This window comes from Cupriavidus sp. 05T42 (genome assembly GCF_056396345.1).
This window is the reverse complement of record NZ_JBFTLH010000001.1, coordinates 297608-313994: the sequence shown is the minus strand read 5'-3', so window position 1 is coordinate 313994 and position 16387 is coordinate 297608. Positions and strand designations below refer to the sequence as shown.

Genomic DNA, 16387 nt, shown 5'->3' with positions numbered 1-16387 from the left:
CCGAGGCATCATCCGACCACGAACAGCCCGACGATGAAGTACGCGAGCGAGAGCGACAGCGCCAGCGCAACCAGCACCACGGCAATTCCTCGCCATGGCATCGTGCGGCGGCGCCGCTCCGGGTTGGCGACCGAAGCTGGCATCGTCTCCTCCGCCTCTGCCGGTACGAGCGCCGGCCGGACGCGCGGCGCGGTGTCTGGCAATGGTGCGCCGTGCTCGTCCCGCAGCCCCCGGGCGACCAGCGCCGCGATCACCGCCAGTGCGTGTGTGCCCATGTCCGGCGCTTCACGCAAGCGCAGGATCCACGTCCGGCATTGCTGCCCGGTATCGGCGCTGCCGTAGTACTCGCGCAGCAGGCTGTCCTGCAGCCATACGCCCCGGCAACTGCCCGACGCGCCGCCCTGCACACGACTGCCCGCCTGATCCAGCGCGGTGCAGAAGCAGTAGTGCACCGCCTGCACGGCGTCGACCGGCAGGTTCACCGCGTTGCCCGCCCGCCGCAGGTGGACGAGCTGTTTGCGGGACTCGCGCTTGAGCCATTCCATCCGCGCCATCGACTTCAGCTCCGGCGACAGTTCATCGAGGATGCGAAACAGCGGCTGGGCGAGATGGAGCAGGAGATTGCCTCCCCAATAGTGGGTCATCCCCAGTCCTTCTCTGCGCCGGAGGCGATCATGGCGTGCCGCCGCGCGGTATCCGCCACGGTCCAGTAGTCGTCCGCCATGGCCGGCCCTTGCGCGTGCGGCGATGGCGCCGGCTTCGCCGTGGGTGCCCGGTACGCATAGGGGTTGACGCCATCGCCGCCGCGACGGTCCGGGCTCAGGTAGCGGCCGATGTCGGGGTCATAGACACGCCGGCCGTGCCAATGCAGCCCGGTTTCGTCATCGGCGAACTGGCCCGCGAGCCGCAGCGGCTGCCCGCCGGCGACTGCCGGGCCATCTTGGGCCAGCAGCCGGCCCAGCGCCGTGTAGCGGCCAGACCAGACCTCCGCGCCCGCCTCGTCGGTCAACGCCACGGCGGTGCCGGCGACGTCGGTCTGGTAATGCAGGAACCGCATGGCCCCGGGCTGGCCGGCAGCATCGAGCGGCTGGTCGATGCAGGTCAAGGGCACGTCGCCGCCAGAGCCTTGCCCCGCCGGCACATAGAGATAGGTCCGTACGCGGTCTGCCTCGAGTATCTGCCGCAAGGTGTCGTCGTGCCAGACGAAGCGCGTGATGCGCGGCGGCGTGGCTGGCAACGCGCGGCCCGGCGCCTGCCGGACCGTCACAGTCCGCTCGATGCAACGGCCCAGCGCGTCGTACTGGTAGCGCACGAGCCGGTCGCGCACGCGCACGGCAATCAGGTGGCCTTCGCCGTCCCATTCCAGTGCCATCGCGTCGCGATTGCCTGACTTCGCTATGACCTGCCCCCACGCGTCGTACTCATACCGCCAGCCCGCAAATTCGGTCAGCCGGTGATTGTCACGCCGCACCGGACCCACCAGGCTCCGCGATGGGTCTATCTGCGTGCCCGCGCCGTCCCAGCTGAAGCGTTCAATGCCGAGATCGTCGGTCACGCGCCGCAGCAGATTGCCGCTGCGGTCATAGTCGAGGTGGGTGGTGCCATATCGGTGATCGACGGTCTGTACTACCTTGCCGCCAGCGCCGTAACTGACCGCGCGCCAGAGCCGAAGATCTTCCGGCACGATCTCGCGCTCGGCGGTCTCGCTGTGCAGCACCGCGCGCCACCACAGCGGCGCGCCGATGGCGTCGTAGCCCGTATAGGTCAGCAGGTCGCCCTGCATGCGAACCACTTCGCGCTGCATGGGGTCGAAAGCAAACTCCGCGACGTGCTGGCCGTCGATCCCGATCAACGTCACCATCCCCGTGTCGTCGCGCGTGATCTGCACGGTCTGCTGTTGGGGCAGCAGCACCCCAATCAGGCGACCGGCGTCATCGTAGCCAAAGCGGAGCTTGCTGTGCGGGCCTTCCTCGGACAAGGGCTTGCCCATCTCGTCATGCGTGTAGCGGACGGCTGTCTCGACGATCCCCAGCGCCTCGCCCTCAGCGGTGGGCGTGCGCGACACGGCCTGGAGATGACCATCGGCGGCATAGTCGAACCGATACCGACTGTGCGTGGTGTCGCGCCCCACGAGACGGCCAAGGGGATCGTACGAGTACACCTCGCGCCGCACCTGCCCGCCGGCACTCGCTGTCAGCGTGGCGAGCGCGCCGCTGTCCGTGTAGGTGAAGTCCTGCGTTACGCCGTTCTCGTCGGTCGACCGGCTCGGACGGCCCACAGCATCCCATTCGAACGTCTGGACCGCCCCATTGCCGCTCGTGGTGCGCACGCGCCGGCCGTGCGCGTCGTAGGCATGCGCGATTGCGTGCCCCTCTTCGTTGATCTCGCGCAGGACACGACCGCGCCCATCTCGCTCCCACGCCCGGCCCTGGCCGTCGGCGCCGACATACTGGGTGCGCTGACCGAGCGCATTCCAGTCATGACGCTCATCGCTGCCATCGGCGCGCGTCAGCTGGAGCGGCCAACCGTGGCCGTTGCATTCGAAGCGTGTGATGCCGCCCGCCGCGTCGCACAGCGCGGTGACTCGGTTGTCCGCGCCATAGGTCAGGTCGAAGGTACGGCCCTCCGCATCGGTCTGCCGGATCACCCGACCGGCGGCGTCCCGCTCGAATTGAACCGTTGCACCGTCGGCGCCGGTGCGACGGATGATCCAGCCGTGCGCGTCGTACACCGTGGCCACTTTGCCTTCCGGCGTATTGTGCTGCGTCGGCTGGAGGCTGTCATCGCGAATCCACGACCAGTTCTGGCCGGCGGAATCTTTCACCATCAGCGGCTCGAGCGTGCTGAAGGTGTAGTGGGTCTGGCGCCATCGGCCGGCGGAATCGGTCTCCTTGACCACGCGCGAGAGGTTGTCCAGTGTGAGCACGATCCGACGCTCACCCGGCAGTTCCAGCGCGACTGGCCAGTGCGAGCGGCTGTACTGGAACGCATACTGCCGGCGATCGAAGTCACGGAAGCCGACCACGCAACCGCGCGCGTCGTAGCGCCAGCGCGCCGTGTGCCCGAACACATCGGTGACGTCGCAGGTGCGCGATGCAGTGTCGTATGTGAACTGTTCGCGTGCCCCGGCATCGGTGCTGCGCTCGACCACACGCGCGCGGTCTCCATCGGCCTCCCATACGTAGCGTGTCACGCCGCCGAGAGCGCCGGCTTGCTCGACCATGCGCCCKCCGCGGTAGCCGTAACGCCGGGTCGTGGCACCCGTGCGGTCCTCGACCCGCGCGAGCCGTTCGTCATCATCGTAGTGATAGTGCACGAGCATGCCGGCAGGCCCTGTCCCTACACGCTCGATGGCGGACAGGCGCCGGCTGTCGCCGGCATAGTGCATCTGCAAGACGTCACCGCACGTGCTGCCAAGCCGGTCCAAGCGTCCCGAGGCATCCCGGATGCAGCCGATGCGTTCGCCGGCATAGTCCTCGATGTACTTCAGCCGCGCGATGCCTTGCGCGTCGAACTTCTCGAAGACGCGATAGCACGGCGTGAAATCGGCCACGACCATCGTGCCGTCCGACAGGCACGCCAGGTGCAGGCGTTCGGACAGCACTGTCACGCGCGTGCCGGGCTGCGGATCGGGTACGTCGATCGTGCGCCCGTGCTCATCGGCGTAGATCAGTCGATCGCCCTGCCGGTGCAGCGTCACCTCCCAACGCACGCGCCAGCCGACGCCCAGCGCCCCTTCCGCGGCCAGTGCGCTGGAATAGAAGCGCGACCAGCGCAGCGGCAGGCGCGCCGGCAGCGTGAAATCCGTCTCGTGCGCCGGGAGGCAGATCTTGTCGCCAGACAGGACATCGATCTCGCCCCACAGCAGGCCAGACAGCGCGCGACAAACACCGTACCGCGCCGCCATCTCCGCTTCGTGACCATGGAATCGCCCGGCAAAAGGACGCGTTGCCACGGCATCGAGTTCCTTCGCCCGGAGCAGGTCGAGCAGGCTGCCCAGTTCACTGATGGCCGACATGTCCGCCCTCAACCCCCGACGAATACGTTAGGGGAGCCATTCGCGACTGGCGCGCCGCAGCCGGACACGCCGCCGACCATGGAGGCCGGCATGTTATTGATGAATACCGTGGACGAGCCTTTCGCCAATGATCCGCCTCCGTGCAGCGAGCACGAACAACTGCTCCCGCACGCGATAGCGGCGGGCACCCCGTTGATAAAGACATTGCCGGATCCCGACGTGATCGACCCTCCGTGGCCGATCGCGTCACCCAATCGCGCAGCTGGCGTTCCCATATGTGCTTCCTTTCAGAATCGAGTGATGGCCCGGTGACGGATGTCACCGGGGCGAGCAGGTTCTCGCCTTCCGCCGTTATGGCTCTGGCGTCGTTGGCGTCGGCGTCGGAATCGGCGGCGTCGGCGTCGGTGGGGGCGGGGTGGGCGTCGGCGACGGTGGCGTCGGTCCGGTTGGCCCAGTCGGTCCGGTTGGCCCTGTCGATCCGGTTGGTCCAGTCGCGCCAGTTGGCCCAGTCGACCCGGTTGGCCCTGTCGACCCGGTTGGCCCTGTCGACCCGGTTGGCCCTGTCGACCCCGTTGGCCCTGTCGACCCCGTTGGCCCTGTTGGCCCTGTTGGCCCTGTTGGCCCTGTTGGCCCTGTTGGCCCTGTTGGCCCGGTTGGCCCGGTTGGCCCGGTTGGCCCGGTTGGCCCGGTTGGCCCTGTTGGCCCTGTTGGCCCTGTTGCCCCGGTTACGCCGGTTGCCCCAGTTACGCCGGTTGCGCCAGTTCCCCCCGTTGCTCCAGTCGCCCCCGTTGCGCCACTCGGCCCCGGCGGTCCCGGTATCTGCTTGGCATTGGCGCGGGAGCCGAGGCCGAGCATGGGCACCACAATCGGTACCGACGGTGCGGCCAGGCCGATCGCGAAGAAGCCACCGCCACCGCCTCCGCCGCCGCTCTTCTTCTTGCCGTCGCCCGGGTTCAAGTCCAGTTGCGTGCCCTGGATGACAATCTTGTTGCCCACGAGCTTGATCGTTCCGTCGCTGGCCATCGACAGCGACGATTCCCCGCAGGTCAGCGACAAGGCCGAACCGGCACTGACGGCCATCGCCTTGCCGATGCTCACCAGATAGGCGCCGCCCACCGAATAGGTCGATGCCAAGGCCACGTTGACCGCCGATATGCCACCGATGCTCATGGAATAGGCAGCGCCGACGGTATGGACCGATCCGCCCGCCACGTTGGTGGCATACAGTGCGCCAACGCCAAGGTTGAAGTTGGCACCCACGCCCATCGCCAGGTCCATACCGACGGTTTTCGTCTCGTTCCGCTTCGTCAGGCTGACCATGTCGCGCTCGGCCTGCTGGTAGAACTCCTCCATGCCGGCCTTGTCCTCGAACCGGACGCCGTTGTAGTTGTCCGGCCCGCCACCTGGCGTCTGGCTTTTGAAGCCGCTCTTGGTGGCGCTGGCGGGCAGGTCCCAGGGCGGCTGCGTCGCATTGTTATAGAGACTGCCAGTGACCAGCGGCCGATCCGGGTCGCCATTCATGAAGTTGATAATCACCTCATGGCCGACGCGCGGGATATAGATGCTGCCGAACTTGGCGCCGGCCCAGGCCTGCACCACGCGCACCCAGCATGAGTCCGACTCGTCGTTGCGCGCGTAGCGGTCCCAAAGGAAACGCACCTTGATGCGGCCGAATTCGTCAGTCCAGACCGTGGAGCCCGGCGGGCCGACCACGATGGCCGATTGCGGACCGTGGGTATTGGGCTTGGCCGTCGTGCGGGGCATGCGGAACACCTCGCTGGTGGGCTGCACCTCAAGCTCGTTCCGGCATTGGTACTGATAACCGGCTCCCGATTCGTCGGCAACCTCCGTCAGCATCAGTGTCGATTCCACCACGAGATACTCGCGGTTCGCCCCACGGTGCGCATGACGGGCGAGCACGAAGGTCTCGCCACAAGCCACGCCACGGACGTTCCCATGGCCGAACGCGCGCACACCTTCCGCGCGGGCCTCTTCCATGCGGACACGACTGATCATGTCGCCATGACGCGCGTCAGTAAAGTCACTCGGCCATTCGAACACGTCCCGGTCGGCCCATGTCGTGCGGCGAGGCTGCTGATTGGCTTGCAGCAGCCTCGCCCGCGAACGTGTGAAGTCGTAGTCGTCCACTTCCACGCGGCCGGTACGCAGCGCCTCATGCACGGAGAACGCCGCGATGTGTTCGATGTCGATCTTGTCGTCGTTCGGGTGGTATTCGATCTGGTGATAAGACTCGCTGCGCACGCGGCGGTGCGCACCGATGTGGTCGCACAGCACGAGCCGGTGTTTGCCGTCCGAATGCTCGAAGAACCAGTAGATGCCCCATTCCTCCATCAGCCGCTGGATGAAGTTGAAGTCCGTCTCGCCATACTGGACCTGGAACTTGCGCGGGTCGTTGCGCTCGGATTCGCTCGTCAGCGCGTACTTGCCCACGTCGAGCCGCTTCTCCACCGGGTAGGGATAGTCAGCCAGAACGTCGTCGATGATCTCGAGTACGGTCTTGTCCTGGTAGATCTTGAAGTCGTTGGTCAGCGTGGCCAGCCACAGCCAGGGCCGCAACACCACGCGATAAACGTTGTACCGCCCCTCCTGGTGCAGGTAGCCGGCAGAGACCACAAGCCCGCTGATCTCGCGCGTGCCGCGCCCCACCTGCTCGCTGGGCGCCTTCCCGCTTCCGTCGATCTGGATCGAGAGCGTCATCTCCTTGCCGACCAACGCCTTCAGGTCAAGGTTCGCGCTCGCCGCCAGCGGCAGCTGGTAGTCGTCCGGCGTGCGCAACTGCACCTCGTACTCAAACAATCGGCCAAGCCGCTCCGTGCCATGGACCTGCAGGAACTCAAGGGCCGGCAAGCCGGCCACCTTGGGCATGGCGGCGCTGCGGATCGCCACGGTACGATTCTGCGAGGCAACGCCGTTCAAGAATTCAGTAGCCATTTCTTCCCTATTGCAATCACCAGTCTGTTTCCATCGTCGTCGGCACGGCCGGCGCTACGCGCCTTTCGGGCAGGCGAAACCCCTGAGAAGCTGGCCGGACAACGCATTCGCGTGCCCGCCCGTCACGAGTTCCAGTGCGGCATGGCGATCGTCGAATGTAAAATCCACGACCATGCGGCTGGCCGAGGCCGTGCCAACTGGCCGCCCTCGGTCGATCAGCCGGAACAGCGCCCACGGACCCGATGTCACGATCGTCGACGTGTCGGGCCGGATCTTCGGGCTGGCCGACATGCCGGCCACCGCCCCGCCGCGTGGGCCCGGCCATCCGAGCTGGAATGTCACGACCGGGCCATGTGCATAGCGAATCTGCTGGCCGTCGATGTCGAGCGAGAGTTCCAGAATCTCGGGGTCGAGATTGGCCACCCGGGCGTCGACCTTCCACGCCATGCGCTTCCCGCCCGATTCGCGGAAGAACGTCTCGCGGATGGCCGCAGCCCGTTCGAACGGCTCCAGGCTCGGCCCGTGGACGGGCGGCATGCCCGGGCTGAGCGCCTTGTAGCGCCAGGGCCGCGAACTGGTATCCACGTTCGGCGCGAGCGTCCGGGTGAAGAAAGCATCCAGCAGGCCATCGGCCGCGAAGATGTGGTGGAAGTCTTCAATGTCCACATCCTGGCTCGCCCCTGCCACGAACGGATACTTGCCCGCGATCGCCCGGCGGCACGCCGCACCGACCGATGATTMGAGTTGGGATGCCAGCAGCGTGCCAACGCCCGCGTTGACCTTCTGCGTCACCTGGACCGATATGCCGGCCAGCACGGCGCGGAATGGCGCGGGGAGCTTCTCGGCTTCCAGTTGCAGCATCGTGCCGATGTCGACCGCCGGCGGCATACTGTTCGCCGCAAGCGCGGCGCCCGCCACGGAAAGCCGGGTGTACTGCTCACCCAGCAGCGCCATGATGCCGCCCAGCTGGAGCGCATTGCCCCCGGAACCGGCCGCCGCCACCGGCGCGCTGGCGGGTGTCGTGCCGGCACCTGAATCGGCGTGCCCGGTCACCACTTCGCGCAGCGCTGCAAAACGGTTGTCGACCAGATCGCGCTCCACGCGGCGCAGCCGGTTCGTGCCGCCAAGCGCGGATGCAGCACTGGCAGCCCGTGTCACCGTATGGAGCCGCGCGGACATGCCAGAGGCCGTGACGACCTTCTGCGCGGTATTGACGCCATCATCCTCGTCATCCGCGACCGACAGCGATGTCTCGCGTATTGCCGTACGGGCCAGTCGTGCCAGCGGGGAATCCGCTGAAGACAGAATGCGCAGGATCTGAAGATCGAGCACAGTTGAACCACCCTGCTCCGCCGCGTCCGGCATCGCGGGCCGCACGCTTTCCAGGAAACGCTGCCAGTAGTTGGCGTAGTCGATCAGGTATTGACGGCGGATGTCCTCCGCCAGCGGCGAACTGGCCATCAGCGTGGCGACGTCCTGGCCGTAGCCAGCCTTCGCCTGCAACTCCGTACGCCCCATGATCCAGGCATCCGCAGGCTGAGCCTTGACAAGGAAGTGCGCCAGCCGCCGCGCGAATACCTTGTGGTAACCATCGTATGTGTAGAGGCCGGGCACGCCCTGCTCGAGCAGCGCGCTGTCCGCGAGCGTCAGCACCGAACCGGCCTGCAACCCCGCAGCGCGCGCCAGGGTGATCGGCTCGGGCGCCTCCTTGGCCATCTCCGCCATGGCTCGTTCATAGAGCCGTCGCGGCGCCGGGTTGCTGCTCAGGTAGCGACGCGCGCGGTCCACGAGCAACGCGTTTTGTGGCGTGCTCGGCGACAGGTCGTCGCCATCGAACAGCGCCTGAAGGTGCTGGCGCATCCGATGGGGCTCGCCGAACGCCGCGCTGCTGTCCGACTGCTCCCAGTCCTTGAGCACCCACGCCTTGAACACTGCGGCGTCGAAGTGCTTCCTGTCGTACAGCATCAGGTAGGCCGTCAGGGCGCTATAGACGCCATCGGGGTCACCAGCCTCCATTCGCGCATCGAGCGAATCCTCCAGACGCCGTACGACATGCGGCAGCAGCATCTGGCGCAACAGGATGGCGTAGGTGCTCCCCGAGGCATCCATGACGGGGGGTGCGGCGTAGAGCCCGTACCGATAGTCGAAGCCAGGATTGGCGAGATCGAGCTGCCCGAGGTGCGGCAAATCTGCCGACGCATTCAGCATGCCGGGCAAGGCCGTCGGCTCGCGCCGCTTGCGATAGCCCTTGACCCGTTCGTCAAGCGCGGTCACCTTCGCCTCGATGGCTGTCAGATAAGCGTGATTGTTCTCAAAACTCGTGGTGAGCGCATAGACCAGCCAGCCACACACCACGACTGACGCCAGATAGCTCGCTGCGCGCATCGCCCGGAAGCGGAGTTCCCAGCGCTGGTTCGGCCGAACCAGGTGTGCTTCCGGCACGATCACCTGCTGGAACAGGTTGTGCAGGAAGTAGCTACGATAGCCGGACATCTCGGCGCCCGCGGCACGCGAGGCCTCCGCCTCCGCTCCGGTTTCACTKGGCACCGAGCGGACCCCGCCGCCGCGCAGCCGCTGGAGCAGCGTGGTCTTGTCGGCGGCAATCGTTACGTCCGACTGCATTGCGCTCGAGAAGTACACGCCGCGCAGGGCACTGTCGATCTGCGTGCTGTCGTAGCGTGAGTCCATGAATACGAGCGACACCACATCGAGCACCACACCGGCCAGGCAGCCGAATTCCGCCGGCAGCGCGTAGAGACGCTTGCGACGTTCGGTCTCGTACTCCTMGATCAGCCGATTGTTGACGCCCGCCTCCAGGCGGTCGACAAGCACCCCGACTTCCTCGACGCACCGTTCGCGCAGATCATTGACACGACGTGCCGCACCGTCTTCYGGAGCGGAGACCGCGATGCCCCATACCTGGGCACGCCCTTCCGCCGTCAGTGACTGGAAGTACTCGCTGAAGCCTGGCAGCACATCGACCTTGGTCACGAGCACATACACCGGGAAGCGAATCCCGAGTTCCTTGCGTAGCTCGGTCAGCCGGGTGCGCAGCGTGGCCGCGAGAGCGATCCGCTCATCGGCCGACTTACCCAACAACTCCGAGGCGCTGAGTGCCAGCACCACGCCATTGACGGGCGCGCGCGGCCGGTGCTTGCGCAGCAGGCCCAGGAAGCCCATCCACTCCGTCTTGTTGCGCTCGGGGTCCTCCGTCTCGCCGGCGCGATGATCGGCATAGCGGCCGGCCGTATCAATCAGGACCGCCTCATTGGTAAACCACCAGTCGCAATAGGTCGTCCCCTCCGGCGCCTTCAGCGAGACGGCATTCATCTGGTCCGCCTCCGGGAACTCGAGCCCGGAATTCAGGGCGGCAATGGTCTTGCCCGCCTCCGGCGTGCCCAGCATCATGAACCACGGCAGGTCGTAGAGCTGGCGGTCACTTTCGAAGTACCGCTTCAGGCCAAGCCCGTGCCCGTGAATACGCCGGATATGCTGGACAGCCTTGCCGACAATGGCGCCAAGCACGTGCAGTTCCTCGCGCGGCCGCGCGGCCGCGTCATCGGACGAGCCGAAGATGCGCTTGACTAGGGCCTCGTTGTTGCGCAATGCGCCCCACAGACGCCAAGCGCCGTAAACCCCATAGGCAATGACGATCAGCACGATGCAGATCGTGCGCGTGCCGTAGGAGGCCAGTGGACGAACCTCGCCGAATGCGAGGAGCGGGCCGAGATGCCACAGCAGCACGCACAGGGCGGCCACGGCGAGCGGGCTATACGGCCAGCTACGCAGCCAGCATACGTACAGCGCGACCAGCATTACGATGGCCGTCACCCGTAATGACAGATCGCCAAGAGGATGATGGGCACCGAAGGCGAGCCAGGGGCCGAGGAACCAGACGGCGAGCCCCAGCGCCACGATGGCGAGGAATGCCAGCATCGCCTTCGAGAACAGGGGAGAGAAGAAGGTCTTCAAGTTATGCATGCTGCTTCCGCGCTACTGCGTCACCATGACTTCCACGCGCCGGTTGCGGGAACGTCCTTCCGCCGTGCCATTGCTGGCCACGGGTTGCGCATCGCCACGGCCATGCACCGCGATACGATTCGCGGGCGTACCGCCCGACTCCAGAATCTTCGCGACAAAGGCCGCGCGCTTCTCGGACAACTGCTCGTTGCTCGCAAAGTCCCGCGAACGGATCGGCAGGCTGTCGGTATGGCCGGTGACGACGACCTGGCCGCCCACGCGGGCCACCTCTTTCGCCACCTTCTCGAGGGTCGGGTACATGTCTGCACGAACTTCGTTCTTGCCGGAGGCAAACATCGAATCGCCCTTGAAGATGACCAGGCTGCGTCGCTCGTCCTCATCCACGCTCACGAGGCCGCGCGTGACCTCGTCCTTGAGCAGGATCGAGAGGCGGAGCCGCGCCGGAGCCTGCACTGATCCACGCGGAATGCTATGGATGCGCGCATTTAGCGCGCTGCCGGCCGTGAGCAACTGATATTTGTACCAGGCGAACAAGCCGAACACGATCACCGCGGCCACTGCGGCCAGGCTCCATGGCGGCACGCCGCGCAATGCGCGCAGGCGCCCCGCCTCGGCGGGCTTCCAGCGTGGGGAGAGTTCGACCGGCACTGCGTCGCGGGCGCCGGCGACCAGCGCAGCAAGGCGATGCCGCACCTGCTCCAGATGACGCCGGCCATCCTCGATCACGCTATACCGGCCCTCGAAACCCAGGCCAAGGATGCGGTACAGGATCTCCAGCACGTCAATGTAGGTTTGCGGATCAGCAGCCATCCGGCCGATCAGCAGGAATACCTTCTCACCACCGTCGTTCTCGCCTTCGAACGCAATCAGCAGGCTGTTACGCGCCCAGGCACCGCCGCCGCCCCATCGTGTACGGTTTGCGGCTTCGTCGAGCGCCGTGCACAGGCAGTAGCGCACCGCCGCCATATGCGTCCAGTGGAGGTTGGCACGCTCACAGAGGGTCTGGAAATGGTCCACTTCGCGCGCGAGCAGCAGGCGCAGCGCGCGGATCTCTTCCTGCGATGCCATCGTCGCTGGCATGTCGGCCAGCAACCGCAGTAACGGGCTCGCCGCTTCCATGAGCGGATTCCTGGCTAGCTGCACCGTCTCGAGCCGCCGTTCGGCGTCCACCGGCGGATCGAACGCGAACAGCACTTCGGCCTCCACCGGCGACGTACCATCGCGCGGCACCGCCACTTTTGCGCCCGATGCCGTCTGCACGTCAGTCACGCCACCCTCCGTGAGAAATGCGAAGTCGTCCGACGATTCAAGATTTCCGGCGCTCACTTATKACGCACTCCCCACAGTTCCAGCTTCAGCTCKGGGAAACTGCCGGCGATATGCATCGCCAGGGCACCCTGCTGAGCGATCTGGTCCCAGAACACGCCGGTCCGGGACAGCTCGAAGTAGACGTAATTCGCATTGAACGGAATCTGGCGCGGCGGCACGGGAAGCGCCAGCATCTGGAGCCCCGGCAGGTGCGAACGGATCAGTTCCGGCAGGCGCTGAGGCTGGCTGATCTTGGCCTGTGCGGCGAACTGTTGTTGCAGGACGTCTGGCGACATCTGCGCACCCACGGCAAGCACAAGCGTCTCGAAACTGGCCAACTCAGCGGGCAGCATTGTCGCAAGGCGAATGCCATGCGGCTGCTCCACGAGCGGAATCGGTTGCGCGCCACGTATCAGCACCTGGTTCAGCAGGTGATGGACCTCGGTTACTAGCGGATACAGGCTCTCAAAGAGTCGCGCATGGTCGTAGCCCGGCGCAAGCTCGGGCCGCCGCGTCTGCGGACGCACAAAGGTCGCGAGGTCGCCGGACAGCAAGAGCAGCGCGCGGTAGAGCTCGACGGGCGAGGTCTCGCCGATCTGCCCGATGTGTTCGAGCAACGGCTCATGGCGGTTGAGCACCTGCAACAGCAGATAGTCGGCGACTTCGGCTACGGCACCCGTGCGCCCATGGCTGCCTGACAGCCGGTTCGCCAACGCATCGGCGCGTAGCTTCGCCAGGCCATGCAGCTGCGTCACCCATTCCCGCAACAAGGCGTTGGCGCCAAAGTGCACAACGGGCGGGATATGGTCGCGCTCATGGAGAACGACAGAACCGTCGGGCTGCAAGCTCTGGATGCGCGCTACGGCGATGCCGATCCAGGACTGGCTCAGTTCCTTCTCAGGCAACAGCCGCAGCCGCAGGTTAGCCATCTGGACCGGCTTCGGACCTTGGCCGATCGCATTTGCATCGCGTAGCGCTTCGTCAAAGGCAAGATACCGCGCCAGCGACCCCGCCTGCTCCTCGAAGATCGTCTCCTCGGTGTTGGCAAGGCGTAGCGGCACGGCGAGGTAGATCAACTGGCCGAGATGCTCGGGAGTGATCGTCAGCGGCGGTGGCGGTGGCGCCTCCGTTGGCGTGTCGAACGGTGTGCCATCGGGAAAGATTCCCGATCCGCGTTTGATCGCCAGCTTGCCGAAGGACAATGCACTCTGATCGATCTCATACTGGCTGAATCCCCATGAGAACGGACTAAGCGTTGTCACACACCGCTGTGCGACATACTCGAGATAGCGCTCTTGCTGCTGAAACAGCTGAGGGCGCAGGAATAGTCCTTCACTCCAGACGATCTTATTGTGATAGCTCATGGCAATCAGTTGACCTCAGTAATCGAAACAGCTTGATCGCGTGCCTCGATCTTCAGGGCGACAGTCCTGTCGGGCACCACCGCGCGGTACCAGGCTGCATCGGGTGCCTCGGGCAGGCGCCACGTGGCGCGCCATACGGACTTGCCTAGTTCGCGGTAACCAACCAGCACGCCGATMGCTGTTGTGCCCGGATTGGATTTGCGTTCGATACGCTCGTCGGTGCCGGGCCGCATGATGAACTCGTCGACAGCAAGCAGGTCGGCGGCAAGCACCTTCTTGTCTTCGTTCTGAAGCGTAAAGAAGTCGGCGCTATCGAACGCCGCAGCGGACTTCAGTTCGTAGACGCGCACCATCACCGGCGCAGCGCGGCCTTGTTCATCGCTATTCAGGTTCCCGCTCGTCTCGATCAGGAGCTTCAACTGCAACGGCTCTTTCCGCGTCGGTGCAGTGCTGCATCCTTGCAAGACCAGGCATACCATCAGCAACAACCACCCGATCGCCATCCACCGAGTGGCGCGGGTGCCGGCCAATCCGGTGGGAGTCAGATCAAAGCGCATGGACATGTTCGATTCGGTTTGGCTGCACGCAGTGCAATCCGGCCGCCGAATCGCAACCGGATTGCACGACAACCAGGAGGGTCAGGCCGTGTTCTTCTTGACGTCGAACGTTGCGGTGATCACGCCGCCGCTGCCGCCCTGCGCGTTCTGCACCACGTATTCCTGCTTCAGGCGGGAGAACGACAGACGCACGATCTCGCGCGGACGAGCTTCGTCGGAGCTAAGGCCAGAAGGGCTCACCTGCGTCACCAGCAGGTCGTTCATCGTGAACTTGATGTACTCGAGCGGGCTGCCGCCGGCCTTGCGCACCACCAGACGAGCCTCGTCGATATGCTTGCCCAGCAGGCAGTACTGCACGAGATTCGGGCTGGCACGGTCGATATAGTGCTCGAACTGCAGGTCATCGACAGTGGCCTTGCCAGCGCCGCCGCCAGAGCCGGCGTGCATGTTCGATTGCTGGCTGACGCTCCACGACCAGCTCAACACCTCGATCTCGCTCTTGTGGACGCTATCCTCGGACTCGCCATCGATGCCGTTGATCTTCAGGAAGATGTCTTGTGCCATAGTGAGAATTTCCTTGTTCAGTAGATATGACTTACCCATGGCGGGCTTGTTTGACGAGCCCCCGCCCTGACTCGGAGTAGCGTTCGCAGGCGCGACGTACGCCGCGCCACGATGCTCAGGCGGCAGCCTTCACCAGCGGCAGTTTCGCGACGAGTCGCAGCGATACCGTCAGGCCCTCAAGCTGGAAATGCGGACGCAGGAAGAACTTGGCCTGGTAGTAACCGGGATTGCCCTCGACATCCTCGACCACCACCTCCGCAGCGGCCAGCGGACGGCGCGCCTTGGTTTCCTGGCTCGAATTTGTCGGGTCGGCGTCAACGTAGTTCATGATCCATTCGTTGAGCCATTGCTCCATTTCCTCGCGCTCCTTGAACGAGCCGACCTTGTCGCGCACGATGCACTTGAGGTAATGGGCAAAGCGCGAGCAAGCGAACAGGTAGGGCAGGCGCGCCGACAGGTTGGCGTTGGCCGTGGCGTCCGGGTCGTAGTACTCGGCAGGCTTCTGCAGCGACTGCGCGCCGATGAACGCCGCGTAATCGGTATTCTTGCGGTGAATCAGCGGCATGAAGCCGTTCTTCGACAACTCGGCTTCGCGGCGATCCGAAATAGCGATCTCGGTCGGGCACTTCATGTCCACGCCGCCATCGTCGGTCGGGAAGGTATGGCAGGGCAGGTTCTCGACCACGCCACCGCTTTCCACGCCGCGAATCAGGGTGCACCAACCGTAGCGCTTGAACGAGCGGTTGATATTCACTGCCATCGCGTAGGCGGCGTTCGACCACGCGTACTTCTGGTGATCGGAACCGTCGGTTTCTTCCTCGAAATTGAATTCATCTACCGGATTGGTGCGCACACCGTACGGCAGACGGGACAGGAAGCGCGGCATGGCCAGGCCGATGTAGCGCGAATCCTCCGAGGACCGCAGCGAATTCCACGGTGCATATTCGAGGTTTTGCGTGAAGATCTTGGTCAGGTCGCGCGGGTTGGCGAGTTCCTGCCACGAATCCATTTGGAGCACTGACGGCGAGGCACCGCTGATGAACGGCGCATGCGCGGCCGCAGCCACCTTTGCCATCGAGCCGAGCAGGTCGACGTCGGCTGGCGTGTGGTCGAAGTAGTAGTCGGCCACCAGGCAGCCGTAAGGCTCGCCGCCGAGCTGCCCGTACTCTTCCTCGTAAATCTGCTTGAACAGGGAGCTCTGATCCCACGCCACGCCCTTGAACCGCTTCATCGTGCGGCGCAGCTCTTCCTTCGAGATATCCATGAAGCGGATGCGGAGCTTCTCGTCGGTCTCGGTATTGGTAACCAGGTGGTGGAGCCCGCGCCAGGCGCTTTCCAGCTTCTGGAAGTCCTCGTGGTGCAGGATGAGGTTGATCTGCTCGGACAGCTTGCGGTCAATCTCGCCGATGATGGCCTCGATGCTCTTGTAAGCATCGTCAGACATCGTCACGGCATTGGCCAGCGCCTGCTCCGCAAGGGTCTTGACCGCGTTCTCGACGGCCTCGCGCGCCTGCTCGGTCTTCGGCTTGAATTCCTTCGTCAGCAGCGCATTGAAGTCGGATTGCCGGTCGAGCGTCTGCGCCGTCGCGGCCTTGTATTGCGTGTCACGTGTTGCCATGTCTTGTACTCGGTTGCGGTTGCGG

Annotated in this window: 10 protein-coding genes; all 10 read right to left on the bottom strand. The window is 65.1% G+C overall.

What is annotated here, in order from left to right:
* Window positions 1-8: 8 nt before the first annotated feature.
* Window positions 9-644: a DotU family type IV/VI secretion system protein gene (locus AC1EJR_RS01330; protein ID WP_477105152.1), complete on the bottom strand. Its 636-nt coding sequence runs from the start codon at window positions 642-644 to the stop codon at window positions 9-11.
* Window positions 641-4018 carry a DUF6531 domain-containing protein gene (locus AC1EJR_RS01325; protein WP_477110496.1) on the bottom strand — a complete coding sequence of 1126 codons (3378 nt, stop codon included), beginning with the start codon at window positions 4016-4018 and terminating at the stop codon, window positions 641-643. The genes AC1EJR_RS01330 and AC1EJR_RS01325 overlap by 4 nt, the downstream gene beginning before the upstream one ends.
* 8 nt (window positions 4019-4026) lie before the next feature.
* Complete coding sequence (locus AC1EJR_RS01320) at window positions 4027-4293, bottom strand: PAAR domain-containing protein (protein ID WP_092293783.1); 267 nt, start codon at window positions 4291-4293, stop codon at window positions 4027-4029.
* A gap of 76 nt (window positions 4294-4369) precedes the next feature.
* Window positions 4370-6970, bottom strand: a complete 2601-nt coding sequence (locus AC1EJR_RS01315) for a type VI secretion system Vgr family protein (RefSeq protein ID WP_477113160.1) — start codon at window positions 6968-6970, stop codon at window positions 4370-4372.
* 54 nt (window positions 6971-7024) lie between these two features.
* The gene (tssM, locus tag AC1EJR_RS01310) at window positions 7025-10951 is read right to left on the bottom strand and encodes a type VI secretion system membrane subunit TssM (RefSeq protein WP_477146829.1); all 3927 of its coding nucleotides are present in this window, start codon (window positions 10949-10951) and stop codon (window positions 7025-7027) included.
* A 12-nt stretch (window positions 10952-10963) separates the two neighbouring features.
* Window positions 10964-12277, bottom strand: a complete 1314-nt coding sequence (tssL, locus tag AC1EJR_RS01305) for a type VI secretion system protein TssL, long form (protein WP_369823411.1) — start codon at window positions 12275-12277, stop codon at window positions 10964-10966.
* A complete protein-coding gene (gene tssK, locus AC1EJR_RS01300) occupies window positions 12274-13623 on the bottom strand; it encodes a type VI secretion system baseplate subunit TssK (RefSeq protein WP_477146828.1) in 1350 nt (449 codons plus the stop codon). The genes tssL and tssK overlap by 4 nt, the downstream gene beginning before the upstream one ends.
* 5 nt (window positions 13624-13628) lie before the next feature.
* A complete protein-coding gene (tssJ, locus tag AC1EJR_RS01295; protein ID WP_477113158.1) occupies window positions 13629-14186 on the bottom strand; it encodes a type VI secretion system lipoprotein TssJ in 558 nt (185 codons plus the stop codon).
* Between the two features lie 75 nt (window positions 14187-14261).
* Complete coding sequence (locus AC1EJR_RS01290; protein ID WP_092293790.1) at window positions 14262-14744, bottom strand: Hcp family type VI secretion system effector; 483 nt, start codon at window positions 14742-14744, stop codon at window positions 14262-14264.
* Window positions 14745-14859: 115 nt separating this feature from the next.
* On the bottom strand, window positions 14860-16362 hold the full coding sequence (gene tssC, locus AC1EJR_RS01285; RefSeq protein WP_092293792.1) for a type VI secretion system contractile sheath large subunit: 1503 nt from the start codon (window positions 16360-16362) through the stop codon (window positions 14860-14862).
* Between the last annotated feature and the right edge of the window lie 25 nt (window positions 16363-16387).

Coding starts and splice junctions, on each gene's coding strand:
- AC1EJR_RS01330 (WP_477105152.1), bottom strand. CDS start 644: ATGACCCACTATTGGGGAGGCAATCTCCTGCTCCATCTCGCCCAGCCG.
- AC1EJR_RS01320 (WP_092293783.1), bottom strand. CDS start 4,293: ATGGGAACGCCAGCTGCGCGATTGGGTGACGCGATCGGCCACGGAGGG.
- AC1EJR_RS01315 (WP_477113160.1), bottom strand. CDS start 6,970: ATGGCTACTGAATTCTTGAACGGCGTTGCCTCGCAGAATCGTACCGTG.
- AC1EJR_RS01290 (WP_092293790.1), bottom strand. CDS start 14,744: ATGGCACAAGACATCTTCCTGAAGATCAACGGCATCGATGGCGAGTCC.
- tssC (WP_092293792.1), bottom strand. CDS start 16,362: ATGGCAACACGTGACACGCAATACAAGGCCGCGACGGCGCAGACGCTC.